The sequence below is a fragment of the Gallaecimonas kandeliae genome, from assembly GCF_030450055.1.
Lineage (GTDB): Bacteria > Pseudomonadota > Gammaproteobacteria > Enterobacterales > Gallaecimonadaceae > Gallaecimonas > Gallaecimonas kandeliae.
The window spans coordinates 3,231,673-3,257,002 of sequence record NZ_CP118480.1 but is presented as its reverse complement, the minus strand read 5'-3'; the positions used below and the strand labels follow the sequence as shown (position 1 = coordinate 3,257,002).

25 protein-coding genes are annotated in these 25,330 nt (G+C 63.8%); 14 read left to right on the top strand and 11 right to left on the bottom strand.

Going from position 1 to position 25,330, the window contains the following annotated elements:
* Nucleotides 1-163 precede the first annotated feature (163 nt).
* Together PVT67_RS16100 and PVT67_RS16095 are read right to left on the bottom strand one after the other, a co-directional pair.
* Nucleotides 164-694, bottom strand: coding sequence for a DUF1439 domain-containing protein (locus PVT67_RS16100; RefSeq protein WP_301495386.1), 531 nt, complete (start codon nt 692-694; stop codon nt 164-166).
* 81 nt (nt 695-775) lie between these two features.
* Nucleotides 776-1,687 (bottom strand): AraC family transcriptional regulator, encoded by a 912-nt coding sequence (locus PVT67_RS16095; RefSeq protein WP_301495384.1) that lies wholly within the window; start codon nt 1,685-1,687, stop codon nt 776-778.
* Between the two features lie 149 nt (nt 1,688-1,836).
* Here PVT67_RS16095 and exaC point away from each other — a divergent pair, with 149 nt between their 5' ends.
* From exaC to PVT67_RS16060, 7 genes are all read left to right on the top strand, one after another.
* Nucleotides 1,837-3,357, top strand: a complete 1,521-nt coding sequence (exaC, locus tag PVT67_RS16090) for an acetaldehyde dehydrogenase ExaC (protein ID WP_301495382.1) — start codon at nt 1,837-1,839, stop codon at nt 3,355-3,357.
* 69 nt (nt 3,358-3,426) lie between these two features.
* Nucleotides 3,427-4,356 (top strand): pseudouridine-5'-phosphate glycosidase, encoded by a 930-nt coding sequence (locus PVT67_RS16085; RefSeq protein ID WP_336407767.1) that lies wholly within the window; start codon nt 3,427-3,429, stop codon nt 4,354-4,356.
* Between the two features lie 438 nt (nt 4,357-4,794).
* The gene (locus PVT67_RS16080) at nt 4,795-5,883 is read left to right on the top strand and encodes a polyamine ABC transporter substrate-binding protein (protein ID WP_301495381.1); all 1,089 of its coding nucleotides are present in this window, start codon (nt 4,795-4,797) and stop codon (nt 5,881-5,883) included.
* Nucleotides 5,884-5,929: 46 nt separating this feature from the next.
* On the top strand, nt 5,930-7,057 hold the full coding sequence (potA, locus tag PVT67_RS16075; protein WP_301495378.1) for a polyamine ABC transporter ATP-binding protein: 1,128 nt from the start codon (nt 5,930-5,932) through the stop codon (nt 7,055-7,057).
* A gap of 2 nt (nt 7,058-7,059) precedes the next feature.
* Nucleotides 7,060-7,953 (top strand): ABC transporter permease subunit, encoded by an 894-nt coding sequence (locus PVT67_RS16070; protein ID WP_301495376.1) that lies wholly within the window; start codon nt 7,060-7,062, stop codon nt 7,951-7,953.
* Nucleotides 7,950-8,783: an ABC transporter permease subunit gene (locus PVT67_RS16065; protein ID WP_301495374.1), complete on the top strand. Its 834-nt coding sequence runs from the start codon at nt 7,950-7,952 to the stop codon at nt 8,781-8,783. The genes PVT67_RS16070 and PVT67_RS16065 overlap by 4 nt, the downstream gene beginning before the upstream one ends.
* A 55-nt stretch (nt 8,784-8,838) precedes the next feature.
* Entirely contained in the window at nt 8,839-9,540 is a 702-nt protein-coding gene (locus tag PVT67_RS16060) for a glutamine amidotransferase-related protein (RefSeq protein WP_301495372.1), read from the top strand.
* Between the two features lie 43 nt (nt 9,541-9,583).
* Here the strand turns inward: PVT67_RS16060 and PVT67_RS16055 are convergent, their stop codons facing one another.
* Nucleotides 9,584-9,994, bottom strand: coding sequence for a Z-ring associated ZapG family protein (locus PVT67_RS16055; RefSeq protein ID WP_301495370.1), 411 nt, complete (start codon nt 9,992-9,994; stop codon nt 9,584-9,586).
* Nucleotides 9,995-10,466: 472 nt separating this feature from the next.
* Nucleotides 10,467-11,519 carry a 3-deoxy-7-phosphoheptulonate synthase AroG gene (gene aroG, locus PVT67_RS16050; protein WP_301495368.1) on the bottom strand — a complete coding sequence of 351 codons (1,053 nt, stop codon included), beginning with the start codon at nt 11,517-11,519 and terminating at the stop codon, nt 10,467-10,469.
* Between the two features lie 190 nt (nt 11,520-11,709).
* Between aroG and rlmD the strand changes: the two genes are divergently transcribed.
* Nucleotides 11,710-13,053 carry a 23S rRNA (uracil(1939)-C(5))-methyltransferase RlmD gene (rlmD, locus tag PVT67_RS16045; protein WP_301495366.1) on the top strand — a complete coding sequence of 448 codons (1,344 nt, stop codon included), beginning with the start codon at nt 11,710-11,712 and terminating at the stop codon, nt 13,051-13,053.
* A gap of 127 nt (nt 13,054-13,180) precedes the next feature.
* On the top strand, nt 13,181-14,512 hold the full coding sequence (locus tag PVT67_RS16040; protein WP_301495364.1) for a peptidoglycan DD-metalloendopeptidase family protein: 1,332 nt from the start codon (nt 13,181-13,183) through the stop codon (nt 14,510-14,512).
* Nucleotides 14,513-14,554: 42 nt separating this feature from the next.
* Here the strand turns inward: PVT67_RS16040 and PVT67_RS16035 are convergent, their stop codons facing one another.
* Nucleotides 14,555-15,763 carry an MFS transporter gene (locus PVT67_RS16035; RefSeq protein ID WP_301495361.1) on the bottom strand — a complete coding sequence of 403 codons (1,209 nt, stop codon included), beginning with the start codon at nt 15,761-15,763 and terminating at the stop codon, nt 14,555-14,557.
* Nucleotides 15,764-15,853: 90 nt separating this feature from the next.
* Nucleotides 15,854-16,426, bottom strand: coding sequence for a uracil-DNA glycosylase family protein (locus PVT67_RS16030; protein ID WP_301495359.1), 573 nt, complete (start codon nt 16,424-16,426; stop codon nt 15,854-15,856).
* 55 nt (nt 16,427-16,481) lie between these two features.
* Here PVT67_RS16030 and PVT67_RS16025 point away from each other — a divergent pair, with 55 nt between their 5' ends.
* Nucleotides 16,482-17,705 (top strand): MgtC/SapB family protein, encoded by a 1,224-nt coding sequence (locus PVT67_RS16025; RefSeq protein ID WP_301495357.1) that lies wholly within the window; start codon nt 16,482-16,484, stop codon nt 17,703-17,705.
* 409 nt (nt 17,706-18,114) lie between these two features.
* Here the strand turns inward: PVT67_RS16025 and PVT67_RS16020 are convergent, their stop codons facing one another.
* The 4 genes from PVT67_RS16020 to PVT67_RS16005 form a co-directional block, all read right to left on the bottom strand.
* Complete coding sequence (locus PVT67_RS16020) at nt 18,115-18,939, bottom strand: pirin family protein (RefSeq protein WP_301495355.1); 825 nt, start codon at nt 18,937-18,939, stop codon at nt 18,115-18,117.
* A gap of 96 nt (nt 18,940-19,035) precedes the next feature.
* Nucleotides 19,036-19,968, bottom strand: a complete 933-nt coding sequence (locus tag PVT67_RS16015; RefSeq protein WP_301495353.1) for a pirin family protein — start codon at nt 19,966-19,968, stop codon at nt 19,036-19,038.
* Between the two features lie 41 nt (nt 19,969-20,009).
* Nucleotides 20,010-20,420: a DUF4399 domain-containing protein gene (locus PVT67_RS16010; protein WP_301495351.1), complete on the bottom strand. Its 411-nt coding sequence runs from the start codon at nt 20,418-20,420 to the stop codon at nt 20,010-20,012.
* A 130-nt stretch (nt 20,421-20,550) separates the two neighbouring features.
* Nucleotides 20,551-21,159 carry a DUF924 family protein gene (locus PVT67_RS16005; protein WP_301495349.1) on the bottom strand — a complete coding sequence of 203 codons (609 nt, stop codon included), beginning with the start codon at nt 21,157-21,159 and terminating at the stop codon, nt 20,551-20,553.
* A 275-nt stretch (nt 21,160-21,434) separates the two neighbouring features.
* Between PVT67_RS16005 and PVT67_RS16000 the strand changes: the two genes are divergently transcribed.
* On the top strand, nt 21,435-22,331 hold the full coding sequence (locus PVT67_RS16000) for a mechanosensitive ion channel family protein (RefSeq protein ID WP_301495347.1): 897 nt from the start codon (nt 21,435-21,437) through the stop codon (nt 22,329-22,331).
* A 1-nt stretch (nt 22,332) separates the two neighbouring features.
* Here the strand turns inward: PVT67_RS16000 and PVT67_RS15995 are convergent, their stop codons facing one another.
* Complete coding sequence (locus tag PVT67_RS15995) at nt 22,333-22,749, bottom strand: hypothetical protein (RefSeq protein ID WP_301495345.1); 417 nt, start codon at nt 22,747-22,749, stop codon at nt 22,333-22,335.
* Nucleotides 22,750-22,906: 157 nt separating this feature from the next.
* On the opposite strand from PVT67_RS15995, the gene PVT67_RS15990 reads away from it, so the two are divergent.
* From PVT67_RS15990 to PVT67_RS15980, 3 genes are all read left to right on the top strand, one after another.
* Entirely contained in the window at nt 22,907-23,299 is a 393-nt protein-coding gene (locus PVT67_RS15990; protein WP_301495343.1) for a glutaredoxin family protein, read from the top strand.
* Nucleotides 23,300-23,377: 78 nt separating this feature from the next.
* Nucleotides 23,378-23,581 (top strand): hypothetical protein, encoded by a 204-nt coding sequence (locus tag PVT67_RS15985; protein WP_301495340.1) that lies wholly within the window; start codon nt 23,378-23,380, stop codon nt 23,579-23,581.
* A gap of 127 nt (nt 23,582-23,708) precedes the next feature.
* Nucleotides 23,709-25,316 (top strand): isovaleryl-CoA dehydrogenase, encoded by a 1,608-nt coding sequence (locus PVT67_RS15980; RefSeq protein ID WP_301495338.1) that lies wholly within the window; start codon nt 23,709-23,711, stop codon nt 25,314-25,316.
* The last annotated feature ends 14 nt before the right edge of the window (nt 25,317-25,330 follow it).

Below are 25,330 nucleotides of genomic sequence, written 5' to 3'. Positions count from 1 at the left end.
TCTGTGGGTAAGCGGGCATGGACAAGAGTCTGCTGTCCTTCTTGGGGGCTGCTAGAAGCCACTGGCCGCCTGGGTCAGGGAGTCCTGGGTTTGAACACCAGCTTGCCGTCCATCACGGCCATATCCAGGGGGCTGGGACGGTAAGGGCCACTGGCCGCTTGGATCAGGGAGTCCTGGGTTTGAACACCAGCTTGCCGTCCATCACCGCCATATCCAGGGGGATCGCGGCCAGGGCGCTGCCGTCTGGGATGCGGTAGATGGGGTGGTTGTCCAGGTACTGGGTCAGCCAGCGGCCCAGGGCGCCGCCGCTGGGGCCCAGATGACCGCCGAAGCCCAGCAGGTCGGCCTTGGCATCCAGCAGGCGCAGGTCGCGAAGAAAAACGGCCTTGCCTTCCAGGGCCGGGCGCCCCTCCACCTCCAAGTGCAGCGCCAGAGGCATGCTCTGCAGGGCCGAGGTCAGGGCCGCTTCACCGCCCAGGTTGATACGGGCCTTCTGGTCGGCCAGCTTGATGTCCAACTGGTCTATCTTGGTCCTGACGCCGATGTTGTGGCCGAGGTCGCTGCTCCAGCCGTCAAGCTGGCCCCGCAGCTGGTCCTGCAGCTCGGACTCGGTCAGGCTGTAGCTGGTCAGGCTCTGTAACTGGGCGCAGCCGGCCAGCAGTAACAGCGCCAGGCAGCTAAGGATCTTTTTCATCTGTCATTTCCTCCACTTGGGTCTCGCCAGTCTAGCAGCCCGGTCCTGAATGTTTTCCCCCTGGGGCCGAAAGTGCCTTCTTCAGTGCGCCGCCGGCTGCTGCTGGCGGTAGCGGCCCGGGCTCAGGCCTGTGGCGGCCTTGAAGCGGCGGCTGAAGTGGGAAAGGCTCTGGTAGCCCAGCTCGAAGGCCACTTCGGTGACGCTCATCAGCCCTTCGCTCAGCCATTGGCGGGCCTGGTCCAGGCGCAACTGCTGCTGGTATTCCCCCGGCGTCAGCCCCAGTTCCTGGCGGAAGAGGCGATAGAGCTGGGCCTTGGATATGCAGGCCTCGCGGCTGAGCCGCTCCATGTCCAGGGGCTGGCCTGGGCTGGCCTTGAGATGGGCCATGGCGGCCAGCAGGCCGTGGTGGATCTGGCCCTGAGCCAGGGCTTCGAGCAGCAGGTCCCGGCTCTGCTGGCGCAGCAGCCGCATCACCAGTTCGCTCAGTTGCAGGTCGATAAGCATGGCCTGCTCCGGGGCCGGCTCCAGGAAGGTGCCGATGATCCGCTCCAGCAGCTGCTGGGTTTCCCTGTTGTGGCGGCAGTGCACAGCCCTGTGCTGGTACTGTGGGGGACCAAGGGCCGGATCCCTGGGCTGTTGCTCCAGGCGCCTGGCCACGGCCTGGATGCGGTCCAGGCTTATGTCGATGGCGATGCAGGTGGTAGGGGTCTGGGGCTTGGCGTCGGGAAAATCGATCCACACCGGCTGCTCAGGGGCCAGCACGAAAGACTCATGGGGCAGGAAAACCCTGGGGGTGCCGCCGATGCCGTGCATGCGTTTCGAGCCGGTGAGCATGGCGCAGTAGAGCAGGTTCTCCGAGCGCAGCGCCACCTTCTGGGCCGGCTCATAGGTGTCGTAGATGGCCAGCTCTACCTGGGAGCCCTGGAAACTGACGCGGTTTTCCACCGCTTCACGGCGCCTGGCCTTGGAGCTGAGCCTTTCCAGCATCTGCATTCCCTTCCTCCCTTTTTCCCGACCTTAATGCCTGCCCCCGGCCCCAACTGGCCCGATGAGTCTGGCAGGCAACGGCTTGCGACCCTGGGGCAAGAGCCGGGCGGGCTGCCCTCCGATAGTAGTGCAAAAGCCAAAAAGAGGAATGCAGCATGATCTACGCCCAACCCGGCCAGGCCGGCGCCCTGGTCAACTTCAAGAACCGTTACGAGAATTTCATCGGCGGCCGCTGGCAGCCGCCGGTGGAAGGCCAGTACCTGGACAACCTGAGCCCTGTCAACGGCAAGGTGTTCTGCCAGGTGCCCCGCAGCAGCGCCGCCGACATTGAACTGGCCCTGGACGCGGCCCACAAGGCGGCGCCCGCCTGGGGCAAGACCTCGGTCACGGAGCGCTCCAACCTGCTGCTCAGGGTGGCCGACCGCATCGAGCAGAACCTTGAGATGCTGGCGGTGGCCGAGACCTGGGACAACGGCAAGGCCATCCGCGAGACCCTCAACGCCGACATCCCGTTGGTGGTGGACCATTTCCGCTACTACGCCGGCTGCATCCGCGCCCAGGAGGGCAGCCTCAGCGAGCTGGACGACAACACAGTCGCCTACCACTTCCACGAGCCCTACGGAGTGGTGGCGCAGATCATCCCCTGGAACTTCCCGCTGCTGATGGCGGCCTGGAAGCTGGCCCCGGCCCTGGCCGCCGGCAACTGCGTGGTGCTCAAACCCGCCGAACAGACCCCGGCCTCCATCTGCGTGCTGATGGAGCTGATCGGCGACCTGCTGCCCCCCGGCGTGATCAACGTCATCCAGGGCCTGGGAGCCGAGGCCGGCGAGGCCCTGGCCAGCAACCCGCGCATTGCCAAGGTGGCCTTCACCGGCTCCACCCCTGTGGGCTCCAAGATCATGGCCAACGCCGCCAAGCTGCTGATCCCCGCCACCCTGGAGCTGGGCGGCAAGTCCCCCAACATCTACTTCGAAGATGTGCTGGACCACGGCGAGGCTTATCTGGACAAGTGCGTCGAAGGCCTCCTGATGACCTTCTTCAACCAGGGCGAGGTCTGCACCTGCCCGTCCCGGGCCCTCATTCACGAGTCCATCTACGACGCCTTCATGGAAAAGGCCATGGCCAGGGCCCGCGAGATCCGCCAGGGCAACCCCCTGGACAGCAACACCCAGGTGGGGGCCCAGGCCTCCAAGCAGCAACTCGACAAGATCCTCTCCTACATGGAAGTGGGCCGTGCCGAAGGGGTGGAAGTGCTGCTCGGCGGCGGCCGCGCCAGCCTCGGCGGCGAGTTGGAGGGCGGCTTCTATGTGGAGCCCACCATGCTCAAGGGCAACAACAGCATGAGGGTCTTCCAGGAGGAGATCTTCGGGCCCACCCTGGCCATCACCACCTTCAGGGACGAGGCCGAGGCCCTGGCCATCGCCAACGACACCAGCTTCGGCCTTGGCGCCGGTGTCTGGACCCTGGACGCCAACCGCGCCTACCGCATGGGCCGCGGCATCCAGGCAGGGCGCGTCTGGACCAACTGTTACCACCTCTACCCGGCCCACGCCGCCTTTGGCGGTTACAAGCGTTCCGGCATAGGCCGCGAGACCCACAAGATGATGCTGGACCACTACCAGCAGACCAAGTGCATCTTGATGAGCTATGACCAGAAGCCATTGGGCTTCTTCTAGGAAAGGCTTGTTGCTGTGTTTGGCGCCCTCGCGGCGCCTTTTTTTGTCCTATGCTGGCGGCAATGGCTAATGCAAGGAGCGCCCGTGCAACAGTATCTGGATCTGGCCCCCAGGGTCATGGAAGCCAAGGCCCTGGGCCGGCCCCTGGTGGCCCTGGAGTCCACCCTCATCGCCCAGGGCATGCCCTATCCGAAGAACCTGGAGACGGCCCTGGCCCTGGAGGCGGCGGTCAGGGAAGAGGGGGCGGAGCCGGCCACCTTGGCCATCATGGACGGCCACCTCAAGATTGGCCTGGCCGAGGACGAACTGACCCGCCTGGCCAAGGCCGGGAAGGACGCCGTCAAGACCAGCAGGCGCGACATCCCCCTGATGGTGGCCAGCAAGGGCCTGGGCGCCACTACGGTGGCGGCTACCATGATCCTCGCGGCCATGGCCGGCATCCGTGTCTTCGCCACCGGCGGCATCGGCGGTGTGCACCGCGGCGCCCAGCAGAGCTTCGACATCAGTGCCGATCTCGACGAGCTGGCCCAGACCGACGTGGCCGTGGTCTGCGCCGGGGCCAAGTCGGTTTTGGACTTGGGCCTGACCCTCGAATACCTGGAGACCAAGGGCGTACCGGTCTGGGGCTATGGCACCGATCAGTTGCCCGCTTTTTATTGCCGCGACTCGGGCCTGGGCGTCGATGCCCGGCTGGACAGCCCGGAGGCCATAGCTGCCGCCCTCAAGGCCAAGTGGGCCCTGGGGCTCAAGGGCGGGGTGGTGGTGGCCAACCCCATACCGGCCGAGCATGCCCTGGACAGGCGCCTCGTCGATATGGCCATAGGGCAGGCGCTCGTTGAGGCGGAAAAGCAGGGCATGGGGGGCAAGGCGTTGACCCCTTTCCTGCTGCAAAGGGTCACGGAACTCACAGAGGGCCAGACCCTTGCCGCCAACATCGCCCTGGTGCTTAACAATGCACGATTGGCGGCGAAAATCGCCGGTGCCCTGGCCAGGGCCTGAGTGCAGGTTTGGTCCGGCTTTGATGTCACTATCTGCTGGATATACAAGAGGTTATCGGTTTGCTTTTGTCCCCGGAAATGGGGGCTTTTGGGATGAGGGGCTGGCCTGACTGAGCGGCATAAAAAAAATCCGCCGCCGGGGTAAAAAAAGCGTTTGGCGACGGCGGCTTTGCGATTATATTACGCGCAAAATCGAGCTCCTTTCCAAACCTGGGGTGTGACCCACCTCTAGGCGTAAAAAGCAAAGCATTCCAAACTGGGCGGCCCTTGGGCTGCCGGTTTTGGGCAATAGGGTCCTGGCCTTTCGTCAGGGTTTTGATTGGGATGTAAGCACCCGGCCACCGGGTTGTCATTGAAGTGGGTCTAACGTGCACTCCGTGCGCCGCGTTGTTCGCCGGCCAGGCAAGGCAGGTCTGACCAGAACCTGAGGAGACTTCACATGCGTAAGCGTTTCTTGGCCCTTGCCGGCTTCGCCCTGATGAGCCAGATGGCCATTGCCGAGGGCCCCAGCCTCCACATCTACAACTGGTCCGACTATATCGACGAGCAGAGCATTCCTTTGTTCGAGAAAGAGACCGGCATCAAAGTCACCTACGACGTCTTCGACAGCAACGAACTGCTGGAAGCCAAGCTGCTGGCGGGCCGCAGCGGTTTCGACGTGGTAGTGCCCTCCGGCCAGTTCCTGGGCAAGCAGATCCAGGCCGGCGCCTTCATGAAGCTGGACAAGAGCAAGCTGCCCAATTGGCACAACCTCAACCCCAAGCTGATGAAGATCATCGAGACCTATGATCCGGGTAACGAGCACGCCTTCCCCTACATGTGGGGCACCACCGGCATCGGCTTCAACCCCGACAAGGTCAAGGCGGTACTGGGCGCCGACGCACCCACCGATTCCTGGGCCCTGGTCTTCGATCCCAAGTACATGAGCAAGCTGACCCAGTGCGGCGTCAGCTTCCTGGACGCGCCCTCCGAGATACTGCCGGCGGCGCTCAACTACCTGGGCCTGAACCCCAACTCACAAAACCCGGCAGACTACGCCAAGGCCGAGGCGCTGTTGGCCAAGGTGGCGCCCTATGTCAGCTACTACCACAGCTCCAAGTACATAGACGACTTGGCCAACGGTGACATCTGCGTGGCCATCGGCTTCTCCGGTGACGTGCTGCAGGCCGCCACCCGCGCCAGGGACGCCAAGAACGGCATCCATGTCAGCTACGTCATTCCCAAGGAAGGCGCCGGCATGTGGTTCGACATGATGGCCATACCGGCGGACGCCCCCGACGTGGAGCAGGCCTACCAGTTCCTGAACTTCATGCTGGATCCCAAGAACATCGCCAGGGCCTCCAACTTCGTGTCCTACGCCAACGGCAACAGCGCCGCCACCCCTTTGGTGGACGAGGCCATCCGCAACAACCCCGGCGTCTACCCGACCCCGGAGGCCGAGGCCCACCTCTTCACCTTCCAGGTACTGCCTCAGAAGGTGGAGCGTATAAAGACCCGGCTCTGGACCAAGGTTAAGTCTGGTAAGTGATTGAAAAGCCGGGCGAAGCCCGGCTCTTTTGTATTGGAGGTATCTGATGGCTACAACTGGCAGCGACGCCCTGAACGCATCGCCCCCAGTGCTGCTGACCATAGACGGCGTCAGCAAATTCTTCGGCCAGGTCAAGGCGGTGGACAACGTCAGCCTGGCGATCCGCAAAGGCGAGATCTTCGCCCTGCTGGGCGGCTCCGGCTCCGGCAAGAGCACCTTGCTGCGCATGCTGGCCGGCTTCGAGCAGCCATCGAGCGGCCGCATCTTCATCGACGGCCAGGACATCACGGAGCTGCCGCCCTACCAGCGGCCCATCAACATGATGTTCCAGTCCTACGCCCTCTTCCCGCACATGACGGTGGCCCAGAACATCGCCTACGGCCTCAAGCAGGACAAGCTGCCCAAGGATCAGGTCAACGCCCGTGTCCTTGAGATGCTGCGCCTGGTACGCATGACCGACTACGCCCAGCGCAAGCCCCAACAACTCTCCGGCGGCCAGCGTCAGCGTGTCGCCCTGGCCCGCAGCCTGGCCAAGCGGCCCAAGCTGCTGTTGCTGGACGAACCCATGGGCGCCCTGGACAAGAAGCTGCGTACCGAGATGCAGCTGGAGCTGGTGCAGATCATCGAATCGGTGGGGGTAACCTGCGTCATGGTGACCCATGACCAGGAAGAGGCCATGACCATGGCCCAGCGCATCGCCATCATGAACGAAGGCTGGATAGTGCAGCAGGGCAGCCCCCTGGACATCTACGAGAGCCCCAACAGCCGCATGACGGCCGAGTTCGTCGGCTCGGTGAACATGTTCGAGGGCGAACTCACCGACGACGCCCCCGACCATGCGGTGATCCAGTCGCCGGCCCTGCCGGTGCCGGTGTTCGTCTCCCGCGGCGTTTCCACCAGCATGGAAGATCCCAAGGTCTATGTGGCGGTGCGCCCCGAAAAGCTGCACGTGACCTTCGAGGCCCCTGAAGACAGCCAGTACAACTGGGCCCAGGGCAAGGTGCACGACATCGCCTACCTGGGCTCCCACTCCGTCTATTACATCCGCCTGGCTTCCGGCCAGCTGATCCAGAGCCAGTACACCAACGCCGAGCGCCGTGGCGAGCGCCCCACCTGGGGTGACGACGTCTACGTCTGGTGGGAGGCGGCCAGCCCTGTGGTGCTGAGGAGCTGATGATGAAGCTGCGCCTGCCTCCCGGCCGCCGCCTGGTGATGGGGATCCCCTTCGCCTGGCTGCTGTTGTTCTTCGTCGTGCCCTTCGTGATAGTGCTGAAGATCAGCCTGTCGGAGAACATCGTCGGGATACCGCCCTACAAGCCGCTGCTGGAATGGGCCGACGACACCCTCAAGGTGGTGGTGAACTTCAGCAACTTCATCTGGCTGTCCCAGGACAGCCTCTACTTCGACGCCTACGTCAATTCCCTGAAGGTGGCGGCCATCAGCACTGTATTGTGCCTGCTGGTGGGCTACCCCATGGCCTACGCCATAGCCCGTGCCAAGCCGTCGAGCCAACCGGCGCTGCTGTTGCTGATCATGCTGCCCAGCTGGACCAGCTTCCTGATCCGCATCTACGCCTGGATAGGGATCCTCAAGAACCAGGGGCTGCTCAACCAGTTCCTGATGTGGCTGGGGGTGATCCAGGAGCCGCTGCACATCCTCAACACCAACACCGCCCTCTACATAGGGGTGGTCTACGCCTACCTGCCGTTCATGGTGCTGCCGCTCTACGCCAACCTGAGCCGCCACGACCAGTCCCTGCTGGAGGCGGCCTCGGATCTCGGCGCCCGCGGCTGGAAGGCCTTCCTCACCGTCACCTTGCCGCTGTCCAAGGCCGGCATGGTGGCCGGCGCCATGCTGGTGTTCATCCCCGTGGTGGGGGAGTTCGTGATCCCGGAACTGCTGGGCGGCCCCCAGAGCCTGATGATCGGCAAGGTGCTGTGGAACGAGTTCTTCTCCAACCGCGACTGGCCGGTGGCCGCCTCCCTGGCGGTGGTGATGCTGGGCCTGCTGTGCGTGCCCATCGCCTTCTTCAACCGCCAACAGGCCAAAGAGCTGGAGGGTGAGCAATGAAAGGGTTCAGCCTGAGCAAAGCCTGGTTCTACCTGGGGCTGCTGTTCCTCTACGCCCCCATGGCCATCCTCATCATCTATTCGTTCAACAGCGCCCGGGTGGTCACTGTCTGGGCCGGCTTCTCCACCAAGTGGTACGGGGAGCTGTTCGGTGACAGCCAGCTGATGAGCGCCGTCTGGATCAGCCTGCGCATCGCCTTCTTCACTGCCTGCTCGGCGGTGGTGCTGGGTACCATGGCCGCCTTCGTGCTGGTGCGCTTCAGGCCCACCAAGTGGAAGACCGCCTTTTCCAGCATGATAACGGCGCCCTTGGTCATGCCCGACGTCATCATAGGCCTGTCCCTGCTGCTGCTGTTCGTGGCCATGGCCGACGTCCTGGGCTGGCCCAAGGACCGCGGCATGCTGACCATCTGGATAGCCCACGTCACCTTCTGCTCGGCCTATGCCGCAGTCGTGATCACCTCGCGGCTGAGGGAGATGGACTTGAGCCTGGAGGAAGCGGCCATGGATCTGGGGGCGCCGCCGCTCAAGACCTTCATGACCATCACCTTGCCGCTGCTGCTGCCGGCCCTGGCGGCGGCCTGGCTGCTGTCCTTCACCCTGTCCATCGACGATCTGGTGATCGCCAGCTTCGTGTCGGGGCCCGGCGCCACCACCTTGCCCATGGAAGTGTTCAGCTCGGTGCGCATGGGGATCTCTCCCAAGGTCAACGCCCTGGCCACCCTCATCATATTGGTGGTGTCGGTCGCCGCCTTCATCAGCTGGCTGCTGGTGCGGCGCGCCGAGCGGCGCCGCCAGGCCGACCTCGAGGCCATCAAGGCCGCCCCTTGATGGCGCGACTGAAAAACGGCAAGGTTTCCTTGCCGTTTTTGTTTTGGAGCGCCCCATGAAGCTGGCCCTGCTGGAAACCGACATACTGCCCCCCGATCTGGCCGGGCCCTTCGGCGGCTACGGCCTGATGTTCCAGCAGCTCTTCGAAAGGGCCGGCATCGAGGTCGAGAGCACCATCTTCAGCGTCATCCAAGGCATCTACCCGGAGCGGCCCCAAGACTTCGATGCCCTGCTGGTCACCGGCTCCAAGGCTGACGCCTTCTCCGATGCCCCCTGGGTGCTACGGCTTGCCGACTTCCTGCGAGGGCGCCAGGGGGCCGGCCAGAAGCTCATCGGCATCTGCTTCGGCCACCAGCTGCTGGCCCATAGCCTGGGCGGGCGCTGCGAGCGCTCGGACAAGGGCTGGGGCGTCGGTGTCATGGAATATGGGTGGCAAAACAAGCCTGCCTGGCTGAAAGCGCAGGGCGAGGCTTTCCGGCTCATCGCCAGCCACCAGGACCAGGTCACGGCCTTGCCGCCGGGCGCCTCACTGCTGGCGGCAAGCGCTTTCTGCCCCCTGGCCGCCTTTCACATCCAGGATCAGGTGTTGGCCCTCCAGGGCCACCCCGAGTTCACCCCCGCCTACGGCAAAGCCCTGCTTAGGAAGCGCTGGGCCGACATAGGGGAGGGGCGCAGCCAGGCGGCGCTGGAAAGCTTTGAGGGCGGCCACGACGGTTTAGCCATAGCCCGGCTGATGGCAGATTTTATCCGCTGTTGATTGGGTTCGAGTTGAATAAGCGTATGAGAAGGTCAGGGGGGTATTAATCGACTCCCAGAATAATGTCCTGTAACGCACTAGGTTCAGGGCAACTCTTACTCCCTGAGTCGGAACGCATTATAGAGACCATGCTTGTAAAGGCTTCCCGTTGTTGAGGTGTATTCATAGAAGCACCAAGCCGCTCGAAGTTTGAGAATGCCAATATCGCTTTGTTGGAACCATAGAGGCAAATACGGGCCTTCGCATCCCCTGTTTTCGCGAATAATGAGCGCTGTTCTTGAGTGCCATTCTGAGGTCTGAACTGGGCCAATTCGCAAACGCACTGTAAATAATCCATGTAAGCTTTTGAACGAAGCTCACGTAGGTGGCGTTGATGTTCCGTATGTTTGGTAAAGAAGTATTGAAGTACTGCGCCAACTATCACTCCGACAAAAGAAAGAAGTCCCACTAACATATTTACTCCTTAGAAACGCTGTTAGAAAAACATGGCACTTCAGCCAAGAGCCATTTACGTTATTTCAGAGTGACTGGTAGCTTCCAGTCAACAGCAAGGATCTTAAGTAAAGCAGGCACTTAACAAAAAGTGGCTTTATATGCCGGGTCCCGCCCCGGCGGGCGGGTTACTTTCTCTCTGTGCAAGAGAAAGTAACCAAAGAGTGCACCCCTACGTTCCGCTTAATCTTCGCCTCTGGTCGCTCGGAGGCCACCGGCTCATACGCGTTCCTGACACGTATTCGCCTGCCTCGACGTCCTGTCTCGGCTGGCCTTTCGCTCCCGGCGGCTCAGCGCTGCACTAAAAGGGGCCCCGCGAGACAAACCCAGTTGGCCAGGATTCTACGGCAGGAATATTGCTTTGTTCCCAAAGAAACGCGCCATTCTTCTGGGAACAATTTTCTGTCCATCAGGAACAGGCCAATAGTGGCCTGTTAGGCTTGCCGGCGGCTTCTGACGGCGCTGGCCAATTGGCGCAGGGCCTTTTCGGTGTCTTCCCAGCCGAGGCAGCCGTCGGTGATGGATTGGCCGTAGGTCAGGGGCTGGCCGTCCTCCAGCTCCTGGCGGCCTTCCACCAGGTGGCTTTCGATCATGACCCCGAAGATGGCTTTTTGGCCGGCGGCCAGTTGGCCGGCCACGTCTTCTGTCACGGCCAGTTGGCGCTGGTATTGCTTGGCGCTGTTGGCATGGGAAAAGTCGATCATCAGCTTCTGGCGCAGCCCGGCCTGTTGCAGCTGGGCCAGGACGGCGGCCACTTCCTCGGCACTGTAATTGGGGGCCTTGCCGCCGCGCAATATGATGTGGCAGTCGGGGTTGCCGGCCGTGGAGACGATGGCGCTGTGGCCGAACTTGGTCACCGACAGGAAATGGTGGGGGCTGGAGGCGGCCCCTATGGCGTCTGTGGCGATCTTGATGTTGCCGTCGGTGCCGTTCTTGAAGCCCACGGGGCAGGACAGGCCGGAGGACAGTTCCCTGTGCACCTGGGATTCGGTGGTGCGGGCGCCTATGGCCCCCCAGCTGATGAGGTCCGCCAGGTATTGGGGGGTGATCATGTCCAGGAACTCCACCGCAGTGGGCAGGCCCAGGTCGGTGAGATCCAGCAGCAGCTTGCGGCCGATGCGCAGGCCGTCGTTGATCTGGAAGCTGTTGTCGAGATAGGGGTCGTTGATCAGGCCCTTCCAGCCCACAGTGGTGCGGGGCTTTTCGAAGTAGACCCGCATCACCACCTCGAGGTCGCCCTTGAGCTCGTCGCGCAGGGCCTTGAGCCTGCGGCCGTATTCCAGGGCGGCGGCGGGATCGTGGATGGAGCAGGGGCCCACTATCACCAGCAGGCGGTCGTCCTGGTCGTCCAGGATGCGGTGTATGGCCTGCCTGGCCTCAAAGACGGTGGCGGCGGCGGCTTCGGTAGCCGGAAACTTTTCCAAAACGGCGATGGGGGGAAGGAGTTCTTTGATCTCGAGAATGCGCAGATCGTCATTTTGGAACATGGGGCAGTTTCCTTAACTACGGGGAATGAAAAAGGCTCTATCGCTCGGTAATGGCAGACCCCCTAAAGCTATCCTGACTGGGGACCGGGTGCAACAGCCTTCCATACGGCCAATAAAGATGCTTTATCGGTTGCCGGGACCCCGGCCCGGCCTTATCATTCGCCACCCGCTGCGCGCCCCTGGAGCTTTTATGAGCAATGAAATCGTCACCCTCAATATCGACAGCCTCACCGACAAGGGCGACGGCATTGCCCAGTGGGGTAGCAAGCGCATCTTCGTGGCCGGGGCCCTGCCGGGGGAAGAAGTGAGCGCCAGGCTCAGCGGCATTAAGCCCCGTTACGCCCAGGGCGAGCTGATCGAGGTGCTGGCGCCCGTGGCCGAGCGGGTGCCCCATTTCTGCCCCCACACAGACTGCGGCGGTTGCCAGGTGGCGGTGATGGCCTACCCGGCCCAGCTGGAATTCAAGCGCACCCTGGTGGCCAAGGCCCTGGCCGACCAAAGCCTGGCGGTGGAGGTGCAACCCTGCTTCGGCATGGCCGAGCCCCTGCATTTTCGCAACAAGGCCCTCTATCAGGTGCAGCGCCAGGGCGGCGGCTTCGAGATCGGTTTCTTCAAGAAGCACAGCCACGAGCTGGTGCGTACCGACGACTGCGCCGTCCAGGCGCCCCAGGTGGAAGAGCTGGTGGGCCTGGTGCGCCAGTGGATGCAGGAGTTCAAGATCCAGGGCCATGACGAGGGCCGCCACAGCGGCCAGGTACGGGGCCTGATGGTCAGGAACGGCCAACAAAGCGGCCAGTGGATGCTGGTGCTGGTGACCCTGACGGCCGAGGTGCCGCATCTGGACGCCCTGGTACAGAAGCTCCAGGCCCAGGCTCCCTGGCTCACCACCCTGGTGCAGAACATCAACGGCGAACGCACCAACAGGGTGCTGGGCTTCGAGGACAAGGTGCTGTTCGGCCCCGGCGCCATCGAAGACAACATCGGCGAACTCTGCTTCAGCCTCTCGGCCCAGTCCTTCTTCCAGGTCAACCCGGCCCAGACCGCCGTGCTCTACGGCAAGGCCCTGGAATTCGCTGCCCTCAAGGGTGACGAGCAGGTGCTGGATCTCTACTGCGGCATCGGCACCATCAGCCTCTTCCTGGCCAAGGCCGCCGGCGCCGTGCTGGGGGTGGAATCCGTGCCCCAGGCCATAGCGGACGCCGAGGCCAACGCCAAGCGCAACGGTGCCGTCAATGCCAGCTTCAAGCTGGGCCGGGCCGAGGAACTGATGCCGGCCCTGGCGGCCGACGGCTACCAGCCGGCGGTGGTGGTGCTGGACCCGCCCCGCAAGGGCTGCGAAAGGACGGTACTGGACAACCTGCTGGCCATGGCCCCGGAAAAGCTGGTCTACGTGTCCTGCGATCCGGGCACCCTGGCCCGGGATCTCGCCGTGCTTACCCAAGGAGGCTATCGCATCGAGCTGGTGCAACCGGTGGACATGTTCCCCCACAGCCTCCATGTGGAAACAGTTGTGAAGCTGGTCAAGGAAGCTTGAGGCGGTGCATTGAGATAAGGGCGTCAAGGTTATAAGGTAACGCTGGCCCCGAACTTGTGGGGCGCAGTGCAGTCACAAGCTGCCGATACCGCCTGTTGCGGCAACCTTGGCGTGAGGCCCCATCGAGATGCGAAAGGCACCGGAAAAATTCGTCGAGCTGATGGTCGGAACGGTCTTGGAACCTTTCGCCCGGCTGCCCAGGGCCCACAAGCTGGCCCTGGCATCCACTGTGCTGCTGATGGCGGCGGTGATCGGTGTCCGTAATAACGGCGACCAGGAGAGCCTCTCCCTGCCGAGCCTGAACCTGGACCGCACTCCTGTCGCCATCCCGGAAGATGCGCCGGCGCCGGTGGCCGAAGCGCCCCAGGCCAAGGCCCTTTCCCTGCCCAATTTCGAATACCAGATCCATTCCGGCGACACCCTCAGCGGCATCTTCGACCACCTGGGGGTCAGCCAGGCCGCCATGTACCAGGTGCTGGACAGCGACCAGGAGATCCTGGCCCTCGACACCCTCAAGCCCGGCGACACCTTGCGCTTCTGGCTGGGGGAGGATAACGAACTGCAGAAACTGGAACTGCGCTTCAGCCTGGCCCACCAGGTGATCTTCAGCCGGGTGGACGACAGCCATTTCGAATTCAAGAAGGTGGACATCCCCGGCACCTGGCAGAGCGATGCCCTGGGCGGGGAGATCAACGGCAGCTTCTATCTCTCTGCCCAGAAGGCCGGCCTCTCCGAGAACGACATCGCCCGCATCTCCTCCCTGTTCAAGGACAAGCTCAACTTCGCCCGGGATCTTAGGGCCGGCGACAGCTTCCAGGTGGTGCGCCGCAGCCAGTTCGTGGACGGCGAAGCCACAGGGGACACCGAGCTGGCCGCCATCCGCATCAACAACAGGGGCAAGGAGCTGAACGCCTTCCTGTTCAGTGACGGCAGCTATTACGACGCCGACGGCCAGAGCCTGGCCAGGGCCTTCCTGCGCTATCCCACGGCCCGCCATTACCGCGTCAGCTCCCCCTTCAACCCCCATCGCCACCACCCGGTGACGGGCCGCTACGCCCCCCATAACGGCACCGACTTCGCCACCCCCAGCGGCACCCCGGTGCTGGCCACGGCCGACGGCGTGGTGACCCGGGTCACCAACCACCCCTATGCCGGCAAATACATCGTCATAGAGCACGGCGGCAAGTACGTCAGCCGTTACCTGCACCTGAGCAGGGCCCTGGTGCACAAGGGCCAACTGGTCAGCCGCGGCCAGAAGATAGCCCTGTCCGGCGCCACTGGCCGGGTCACGGGCCCGCACCTGCATTACGAGTTGCATATCGCCGGCCGCCCGGTGAACCCCATGACCGCCAAGATCCCCATGGCGGCGTCCGTTGAGCGCAAGGACAAGCCGGCCTTCGAGGCCGAGGTCAAGCAGCTCTCGGCCCAGCTGGACCAGGCCGGCCAGCCTGCCGCCTGATGATAAGCGCCATGAAAAAGGCCGCCCCTGGGGCGGCCTTTTTCATGCGGTCAACCTGTCCCGCTCACTCAGTGCCGGGAAGGCCTTCATCCAGAGCGCCACCACCAGCAAGGTGCCCAGGCCCCCCACCACTATGGCCGGCACCACCCCGAACCAGGCCGCCGTCAGCCCCGACTCGAACTCCCCCAGTTGGTTGGAGGTGCCGATGAAGATGTAGTTGACGGCGCTGACCCGGCCGCGCATGGCGTCCGGGGTCTCCAGCTGGATAAGGGTCGAGCGCACTATGACGCTGACCATGTCCGAGGCCCCCAGCACCAGCAGGGCCGCCAATGACAGCCAGAGGTTTTCAGAGAGTCCGAAGGCGATGGTGGCCAGGCCGAAGAGGGCCACGGCGGCGAACATCTTGCGGCCTACCCGCCGTTCCAGGGGGAAGCGGGCCAGCCACACCGACATCAGCAAGGCGCCCAGGGCCGGGGCCGAGCGCAGCAGCCCCAGGCCCCAGGGGCCTGTGTGCAGTATGTCCTTGGCAACGATCGGCAGCAGTGCCGTGGCACCACCCAGCAGCACCGAGAACAGATCCAGGGATATGGCCCCCAGCACCACGGGGTTCTGGCGGATATGGTGGATGCCGGAGAAGAGCCGGGCCAGGCTCACCGGCTCCTTGGGCGGGGCCTGGTGCTGGTGGGGCAGGGCTAGCAGCACCGCCGCCGAGAGGGCAAAGCCCAGCACTGAGGCGCCGTAGAGCCAGGAGGCCCCGGCCAGGTAGACAAGGCCGCCGAGGGCTGGGCCTGCTATGACGGTGGCCTCGCGGGTGCCTGCGGCCAGGGCCAGGGCCTTGGAAAGTTGCTCAGGCATGACCAGCTTGGGCAGCAGCGCCTGGGTGGCAGGGCCTTCGAAGGCCCGGGTCGCCCCCAGCAGGGCGCCGCAGCCGTAGATGAGGGCCGGGCTCAGCTGGCCGGCCAGGTTGGCCCAGGCCAGCACCGCCATCACCAGGGCCAGGACGGTGCGGCAAACCACCACTACCAGCCGGCGGTCGTGCTGGTCGGCGACGTGGCCGGCGATGAGGGTCAGCAGCAGCTGCGGCAGGAACTGGGCCAGGCCGATGAGGCCGAGGCTGAGGGCGCTGTGGGTGAGGCTGTACATCTGCCAGCCCAGGCCCACCACCAACATCTGGTAGGCCAGGGAGGAGGCGGTCTGGCCCAGCCAGAAGCGCAGGAAGGGCGGGTGGCGCAGCAGGAAAGCGTTGGACATCGCAGGGATCCCTTGGAGCGAGAGGGCGCATTTTATCGCTCCCGATTGCGGAGATCCCCGATTAAAAGGCCAGCGGCAGGAGGAAAGAGGTCAGCGGCCGAGGCCGGTCAGCCTGGCCCGTAGTGCCGGCAACACCTCTGCTTCGAACCAGGGATTGCGCTTGAGCCAAAGCAGGTTCCTGGGGCTGGGGTGGGGCAGGGGAAAGAAGCGGCCGTAATCGCCATGGTGGCGGACCCGCTCGGTGAGGCTGCGCTTGTCGCCCAGATAATGATCCTGCGCATAGCGGCCTACCAGCAAAACCAGTTCAATCTGGGGCATGGCGGCCAGCAGGCGGTCGTGCCAGGTGGGGGCACATTCGGGGCGGGGCGGCAGGTCGCCGCTCTTGCCCTTGCCGGGGTAGCAGAAACCCATGGGCATGATGGCCACCCTGGACTCGTCGTAGAAGGTCTCCCTGTCCATCTGCAGCCACTGGCGCAGCCTGTCGCCCGAAGGGTCGTTGAAGGGAATGCCGGTGGCGTGGACGCGGGTGCCGGGGGCCTGGCCTATGATCAGCAGCCTGGCCGTGGCGCTTGCCCTCACTACGGGGTTGGGGCCCAGGGGCAGTTGTGCTTCACAAAGCCGGCACTGTCGCACTAGCTCAAGAAGCGGCTTAATATCGGCCATAGTACTGTTCTGCCAGGGATGTCATGCCATGCACTTTGTGTCAGTTTCCCCCTTGTTGCAAATCCTCCTGGCCCTGGGGCTGGGGCTCATCATCGGCTCCGAGCGGGGCTGGCAGGAGCGGGATGGGCCAGAGGGCAGCCGGGTGGCGGGGATCCGCACCTTCTCCCTGCTGAGCCTCACCGGCTGCCTTGCCGGGCTCCTGGCCAACAGCCTGGGGCCCTGGATAGTGGCGGTCAGCGGCCTGGGGGTGGCGGGGCTGCTGGCGATGGCCCATTGGCTGGAGAACCGGCTGCGTAACGACCAGGGGCTGACCACAGTAGTGGCGGGGCTGGTGACCTGGGCCCTGGGGGTGATGGTGACCCAGGATCTGATCCTCGAAGCGGTATCCAGTGCCGTCATCACCGCTGTCTTGCTGCACCTCAAGGCTCCCATGCATCGCTGGTTGACCCGCATCGACGACGAGGAGATCAAGGCGGTGCTGCAGATGCTGGTGGTGGGGCTGGTGGTGCTGCCCATATTGCCGGACAAGGGCCTGGGGCCCTGGCAGGCCGTCAATCCCCAGGCCATCGGCTGGCTGGTGGTGCTGATCGCCGCCATCAGCCTGCTGGGCTATTTCTCGCTGCGGCTCATAGGCCCTGACAAGGGGGTGATGCTGACCAGTATCTTCGGTGGCCTGGCTTCCAGCACCGCCGTGACCCTGAGCCTGTCCAAACTGAACCGCGACCTGCCGCTGCCCAGGTTGTTGGCGGCCGGCATCCTGATGGCCTGCGGCATCATGTACCCGCGCATCTTGGTCGTGGCGGCCCTGGTTAACCCGGCCCTGCTGGCACCGCTCTGGCTGCCGATGATGGTGATGTTCGCCGTCTGCATCGCCATGTCGCTGCTGCTGTGGCGCCGCGGCAGCGGCGTGCGCAACGAAAAGCTGGCACCCCAACCCTTCCAGCTTTGGCCGGCGGTGAAGTTCGGCCTCTATATCGCCGGCATCATGCTGTTGTCGGCGGCCATCACCCACTGGTTCGGCGAGCAGCGGCTCTGGCTGGTGGCGGTGGCGGCGGGCCTGGCGGACGTGGATGCCATCACCGTGAGCCTGTCGCGGATGGCCCTGGACAGCATCCAGGCAGACACTGCCGTGCAAGGCATAGTGCTGGCGGCCGTCACCAATACGGTGGTCAAGGGTATGCTGGCGCTGTACATAGGGGGCCTGGCCCTGGGCAGGCTGGTGTGGCTGGGGCTGGGGGCCACCACTCTGGCGGCCGGCCTGGCGCTCTGGCTCTGGTAGGGGAAAGGAGCGCCAGCAGGCTGGCACCGCTATCCACATGCAGGGGCCTGGCCCTGGGCAGGCTGGTGTGGCTGGGGCTGGGGGCCACCACTGTGGCGGCCGGCCTGGCGCTCTGGCTCTGGTAGGGGAAAGGAGCGCCAGCAGGCTGGCACCGCTATCCACATGCAGGGGCCTGGTCCAGGGCAGGCTGGTGTGGCTGGGGCTGGGGGCCACCACTGTGGCGGCCGGCCTGGCGCTCTGGCTCTGGTAGGGGAAAGGAGCGCCAGCAGGCTGGCACCGCTATCCACATGCAGGGGCCTGGCCCTGGGCAGGCTGGTGTGGCTGGGGCTGGGGGCCACCACTGTGGCGGCCGGCCTGGCGCTCTGGCTATGGTGATCGAAAAGGCCAGCGCAACGCTGGCCTTTTGGGCTTAGAAGCGGCCGGCTTGGTAGTCCTGCATGGCCTGCTGGATCTCTTCCGATGTGTTCATCACGAAGGGCCCGTAACGCACCACGGGTTCGCGCAGCGGCTGGCCGGCGATGAGCAGGAAGCGGCCGCCTTCGGCCGATGATACCGAGAGTTGATCGCCGTCCTTGAGCACCACCATGTTGCCCTTGGTGACGCCCTGCTCCCCTATCTCGACACTGCCTTCAAAGACATTGACCAGGGCGTTGTGGCCTGAGGGCACAGCTATGCTGAGCTGGCCGCCGGGCACCAGTTCGATGTCCAGGTACAAAGGATCCAGGGTTACGCCGTCCACAGGCCCTGTCGCCTCGCCATAACGGCCGGCGATGACCTTGATGCTGTTGCCGGCGTCGTCACTCACCACGGGGATGTGGCGGCTGGCGATGTCCTGGTAACGGGGGGCCTTCATCTTCTCGGCCCTGGGCAGGTTCACCCAGAGCTGGAAGCCGCGCATCAGCCCCTGCTCCTGCTCCGGCATCTCGGAGTGGATGAGGCCTGAGCCCGCCGTCATCCACTGCACGTCACCGCTTTGCAGCAGACCCTCGTTGCCCTTGTTGTCGCGGTGGCGCATGCGACCATTGAGCATGTAGGTCACCGTCTCGAAGCCGCGATGGGGATGGTCGGGGAAGCCGGCCAGATAGTCGTCCGGGCTGTCGGAGCTGAATTCGTCCAGCAACAGGAAGGGGTCCAGATCCGGCAGGCTCTGGGTGCCGATGAGGCGCTTGAGTTTGACGCCGGCGCCGTCGCTGGTGGCTTGGCCTGGGATCAGCGCCTTGATGGTACGTAACATGGCATGTCCTCCAATCTTGGGGTTGGGAACAGCATAGCCTTCGTTTTTGCCACTTAATATGGCGAAATGTCGGCGCTATCTTTCGACAAATTAAGACTATCTACCGGCCTTGAGTTGGCCTTCCAGAAGCGGCGCCGCTATGGGACTGCCGGGGTAGCCGGGCACGGCGCCGAAGCCGCCCTGCTGCCAGCGTTCGCGGGCCTGGGCTATCTCCTCGGTGCTGCGGCCCACGAAGTTCCACCACATGACGATATCTTCGTCCAAGGGTTGGCCGCCCAGGCAGATGATGACGGCATCGCGCAGTTCCAGCCGGGTTTCCTGGTGGCCTGTGCCCAGGTAATAGAGCCTGTCCTTGCCCATGGTTTCGCCGTCCAGCCTGGCCTCTCCTTTGAGCAGCAGCAAGCCGTATTCGAAGTGGGGTTCCAGCACCAGCTCGAAGTCGCCGCTGCCTTTGAGTTCGGCGCCGAAGAGGGGGCTGTGGTAGCGGGCCGGTGAGCTTTGACTGGCGTAGTCACCGGCAAAGAGGGTCAGGGTCACCTGGCCTTCGATATGGCGGGGCAGCCCCTGGTGGTGGGCGAAGGCCGGCTCGCACTCGGCCATGGCCTTGGGCAGGGCCACCCAGAACTGCACGCCGAAGAGGCGGCCGCCGACGGGAGTCAGCCCTTCTTCCGAGTGGGCTATGCCACGGCCGGCTGTCATCAGGTTCAACTGGCCCGGGGTAATGACCTGGTCCGAGCCCAGGGTGTCGCGGTGGCGGATGCTGCCTTCCAGCAGCCAGGTGACTGTCTGCAGGCCGATATGGGGATGGGGGGCCACGTCCAGCTTGTGCTCGGCCGTGACCTCCAGGGGGCCCATGCGGTCCAGGAAACACCAGGGACCTATCAGGCGGCGCTGGCGCTGGGGCAGGGCCCTGGCCACCACCAGGCCGGGGTTGAGTTCCCTGGCCTTGATGTCATAGCTGTCCCGCTCGGGGCAGGGGGCGCCCGCTGGGCAGCCGGTCAGTTCGGGGTCGGGTGCCAGATCGCTCATGCTGCCTCCCATTAAAAAAGGGCGCTGTCGCGCCCTCTTGGTCATTGTACGTTGACGGTGATTTTTTCGGAGATCACGGCCGGGGTGAAGGGCACATGGGCGTAGTCGCCGAGGATCAGTTGCAGGGTATGTTTGCCGGGGCTCAGGGTCAGCTGGGTCTCGGTCTGGCCGCCACCGAAGTGCTTGACGTGGTCGTTGGCGGGCAGGGGTTTGGTCAGGTCCGGCAGCTTATCGAGGTCGATCAGCAGGTGATGGTGGCCGGTGTTCTTGACCATGGTGCCGGCGGGGGCGACGCCCATGCCGGTGAGGCCGAAGCGGACAGTGAAGGTCTTGCTGACGGTGGCGCCGTCCTGGGGAGAGATGAAGTAGACGCTGGCGCCGGCCGGGGCTTCGGTGGCAAAGGCGCTGGCGGAAGCGGCCAGCAGGGCGGTAGCGGCGAGGAAGGCTTTCATGTGGAGGCTCCTTGTTGTGATTCAGCTCAACATACTCCCCAAGACCCTGAGCGGCAAGGGCAGGGCAAGCGGGCGGGGCTGGCGGGCTCCTGGCCGGCTGCCAGGCTGGGCTGAAGCTGAGGGAGCCCGCTCAGGCCTGGCCGAAGCCGCCCGGGTTTTCCACCAGCCAGGCGCTTTCCTCGGCGGTGTCGGGGCGCCCCAGGGCCTTGTTGCGGTAGGGGAAGCGGCCGAAGCGATCCACTATGGCCTGGTGCAGCTCGGCAAAGCGCCGGGAGTTGTCCACTATGGGCTTGATGGCGGCGGGCACCTGCCCGGCGAGGCGGGCAAAGCAGTCCACCCCCAGGGCCTGCAGGGCCCTGTCTTCGGCGTGCATCAGCGGCATGTAGAAAAAGAGCCGGTAGGCGGCGGGCAGGGTGCTGTCCTGGCCCAGGCTGAGCCCTTCCTCCACCAGTTGTTGGGCCAGGGGATCCTGGGCAAAGGCCTGGGCTGTGCCGCGGTGGATGTTGCGGCTGAACTGGTCGAGCAGCAGCAGCAGGGCGACCCTGCCGGCCGGTTCATCGGCCCAGTGGTCGTATTGGCCCTTGATGGCCTTTTGCAGATCGGCCCCGAAGAGCCTGGTCAGCTCCTGGTCGAAGGCGGGGTCCGACTGGAACCAGAGCTGGCGGTGCGCCCCGTCGCTCATGCCGTCCTCGTCCAGGGCGCCGAACCAGAAATCGAGAATGTCCTGATATTCATCCATGCCTTGTCACCATGAAAAAAGCCTCCGTACGGAGGCTTTTTTACCAGCCATTGAAGGCCAAGTCAGCCAGAAACTCCCAGAGTGCTTCCATATCGCCCTCCTTGTTGTTGCAGTCCAGTTTAGGCGACTTTTCCCTGGGATGCCTGGCCTAGGCCATGGCCAGCCAGTCAACTGCTACATTAAAAAAGCCAGGTAAGACAGCCAGTTGCTATGGAAGAACGGAAGCCTGGCCAGGATTTGCGTTCGGGCTTATCTGAATTTCAAGAGGCGACAGCATGTCCAAGGCGGCCATCGAAAAGCTCTCCGAAGACTGGACCCATAGCCTGGCGGCCTTGTGGAACCTGCCGCTGTACCAAAGCGGCGACGCCAAGGTCACACTGGGCCAGATCTGCATCGCCCTGCTGATCAGCATCATCGGTTTCATCCTGGTTCAGTGGCTGACCCATGGCCTGCATAAGCGATTGACCCTCAAGCTGGGGGACAACAGGGCCCATGTGCTGCAACGGCTGCTGTCCTACCTGCTGTACCTGGTGATCATACTGGTGGCCCTGCCCTTTGCCGGCATTCCCGTCACCATCTTCGCCGTGCTGGGCGGCGCCGTGGCCATCGGCATAGGTTTCGGGGCCCAGAACCTCATCAACAACCTGATCTCCGGCTTCATCCTGCTGATCGAGCAGCCGATCCGCATCGGTGACACTGTTGAGTTGGGGGAAGAGGTGGGCATGGTCAAGGACATCGGCAACCGCTGCGTGCGCATATTGCGCACCGACGGCGTCCATGTGCTGGTGCCCAACTCCTACTTCCTCGAGCAGCGGGTGGTGAACTGGACCCTGTTGCAGGCCGCCCATGTCCGGGGCTCTGTGACTGTCGGGGTTGCCTACGGCTCGGACGTGCAGAAGGTCAGGGCGCTGATGCTGGCGGCGGCCATTGCCCACCCCGGCGTCGAGGAATACCCTGGCCCCGAGGTGCTGTTCGACGACTTCGGCGACAACAGCCTGGTGATGAAGCTCCTCTACTGGGTGCCGGCCAGAGTCCCCATGGATCTGCGGCGGGTGGCCTCGGATCTGCGTTTCGAACTGGACGAGGCTTGCAAGGGAGCTGGTATCGTCATCGCCTTCCCCCAGCGGGATCTGCACCTGGACAAGGTGCAGGTGGAACTGGTGCGGCGCTGAGCTATTCGGTCAGGAAGGCCATCAGCAGCAGCCGGCCTTCGCGGCTGCCCAGGAGTTCGGCGGGTACGGCGTTCAGCTCCAGCTGGTACTGGGTCAGCCAGAGGTAACGGTCCATTTCGTTGTCGAGGTGGGTATTGATCAGTGTCAGCAGCCTGGGCATCTCCTCGAAGACTTCGCCGCCGGCTACCATGAAGGCCGGGTAGCGCAGCTCGTCCCCCCAGATCAGCTCCAGCAGGAAGCCCTGCTCCGCCAGTTGCTGGCAGAGGGTGTCGGCGGCCATGGTGGGCACGCCGCGCAGGTGATCCACCACCTGGTCGGCACTCCACAACGGGAATTGCCCCAGCCGCTCCCTGAGCGCATCCCGCCACAGGTGCTGGGTGCGGATATGCAGGGTCCGAAGACGATCCGGGTGTTCCATAACTCCTCCTGGCTACTTGCTGCTAAGTCTAGTCAGGATGCGCGCCACTGAGGGGAGCTAGGTGGTCCTCCAAGCCTGCCCATGGAGGCTTGACGCTAATGGTTAATTTATGTTCTTTTATTTTCAGGGATGAAAACTCATGACCAAGGAGAGGTCTATGTCACTGAAAAACCATCTGAAAAGCGGCGTCGTCTATCTCGGTATTTTTGCCGGCTGTGCCGGTATCGGCTGGGCTGCGGCGCAACTTCCCCATTGGCTGAAACCCAACTACACGACAGGAAACTTCACGGCATTGCACAGCCGCTTCGAAGAACCCGTGATCCTCTTTGGCACCAGCTGGTGTCCTTACTGCGCCAAGACTCGCAAGCTGCTGCAAGAGCACAAGATCCCCTTCCACGAGATCAACGTTGAAGGCTCGGATGTCGAGCGTGCCGACTATAAAAAAATGAACGCCCAAAGCATCCCTGTGCTGGTGATTGGGGATCGCAAGATCGACGGCTACCGCCCCGAGGCGATACTTGAAGCCTACCGCCACCTCCAGAACTCATAAGACTGGCCGGATTGCCGGCCAAGCACTGCAGTTCCTCACCCAGGGATACTGGGTTTATTGGAGATAAGGAATGTCTTTATGAAGATCAAAGCAAAGATCGCGCTGGCTGCTGCTGGCCTGGGTATGGGAATGTCTGTCGCTTTTACCACCCTGGCAGCCGACAACTGTGACAGCTGTTGGGCACAGGAAGAAGCCTGTGTCATGAGTGGGCTCCCGGGATATAAGTGCGAACAGATCTTGGAACTCTGCCTGCAGCGGAACGGTTGTGGCCTCGTCAAATAAGCAAGGGCAAACCATGAAAGGGCGCCTATGGCGCCTTTTTTGTACCCGCACTTTGACCTGAAAGCTGTAGATAATTTGCCTGATGAAGGGGCAGCTGCCATCTTGGTCAAAGCAAAAGGAGGTGACCATGTTCGATACCCGGCAAGTGCTCAACCAGACCCCGCCCTTGGAAAAGGTCGATGCATTCAGCCTGGACAGGGCCCTGACCGAGGGGGTGGTCAGGGAAGGAGCTGGCTGGGCCAAGGAGGCGCTCTCGGATCATGGCCGCTGGATAACGGAGCCCGAGACCCTGGCCCTGGGCTTTGCCGCCAATGCCCATCCTCCTGAGTTCCAGAGCCATGATCGCCAGGGCCGCCGCCTGGACGCCATCGACTACCACCCCAGCTACCATCAGTTGATGCAGAAAGCCATGTCCGAGGGGCTGCACGCCGCCCCTTGGCGGGAACCCAAGCCGGGTGCCCATGTGGCCCGTGCCGCCAAGTACTACCTGCACAGCCAGGTGGAGGCCGGCCATGGTTGCCCTGTGACCATGACCTTCGCCGCCGCCCCCGTGCTCAGGGCCCAGCTGCCGGACTGGCACCAGAAATTGATGGCCCTGGATTACGACGGCAGCAACAGGCCCCATGAGCAGAAGCGCTGCCTGACCTTGGGCATGGGCATGACCGAGAAACAGGGCGGCTCGGACGTGCGCGCCAACATCAGCATCGCCCGGCTCCACAACGACGGCTGCTACGAGCTGGTAGGGCACAAGTGGTTCCTCTCGGCGCCCATGTCCGACGCCTTCCTGATGTTGGCCCAGGCCCAGGGCGGCCTCTCCTGTTTCCTGGTGCCCCGCTGGTGGCAGGGCCAGAAGAACCCGGTGGAGATACAGCGGCTCAAGGACAAGCTGGGCAACAGATCCAACGCCTCCAGCGAAGTGGAGCTCAAGGGGGCCCGCGGCTGGCTGTTGGGCCAGGAGGGTAAGGGGGTGCAGACCATCATCGAGATGGTGGCCCTGACCCGCTTCGACTGCATGCTGGGCTCGAGCGCCGGCCAGCGCCAGGCGGTGGTGCAGGCGGTCCATCATGCCCAGCACCGCCAGGCCTTCGGCAAGCGCCTCATCGACCAGCCGCTGATGGCCTCCGTGCTGGCCGACCTGCAACTGGAAGCCGAAGGCAGCCTCGCCTTGAGCCTGCGTATGGCAAGGGCCCTCGACAACCAGGCCGATCCCCATGAGCAGGCGCTGCTGCGCCTGGGCACGGCGGTGGGCAAGTTCTGGATCTGCAAACGCACTCCCCAGCATGCCATGGAGGCCATGGAATGCCTGGGTGGCAACGGCGTCATGGAGAACTTCATCACGGCGCGGCTCTACCGGGAGGCGCCCATCAACGCCATCTGGGAGGGATCCGGCAACATCCAGGCCCTGGATGTTTTACGGGCCCTGGACCGCCACCCAGAGAGCCTGGATGCCTGGGCCCGCGAGCTGGACGGTACCTTGACCCAGCACCCGCTGCTGGAACTGGCCTGGCGCCAGCTCCAGCACCTCCTGAAGACAGACGCCCTGATCGGCGCCAGGCGCATCACGGAGCTGCTGGCCCTGACCCTGCAAGGGGCCCTGTTGGCCAAAGGGGCCCCCAATGGTGTGGCCGATGCCTTTATCCGTTCACGGCTGGGGGAAGGGGGCCACAGCTACGGCACCCTGCCAACCGGCACTGACCTGGATTTACTCCTCCAGAGGGCCTACTGGCAAGGATGAAAAAGCCCGGCTCA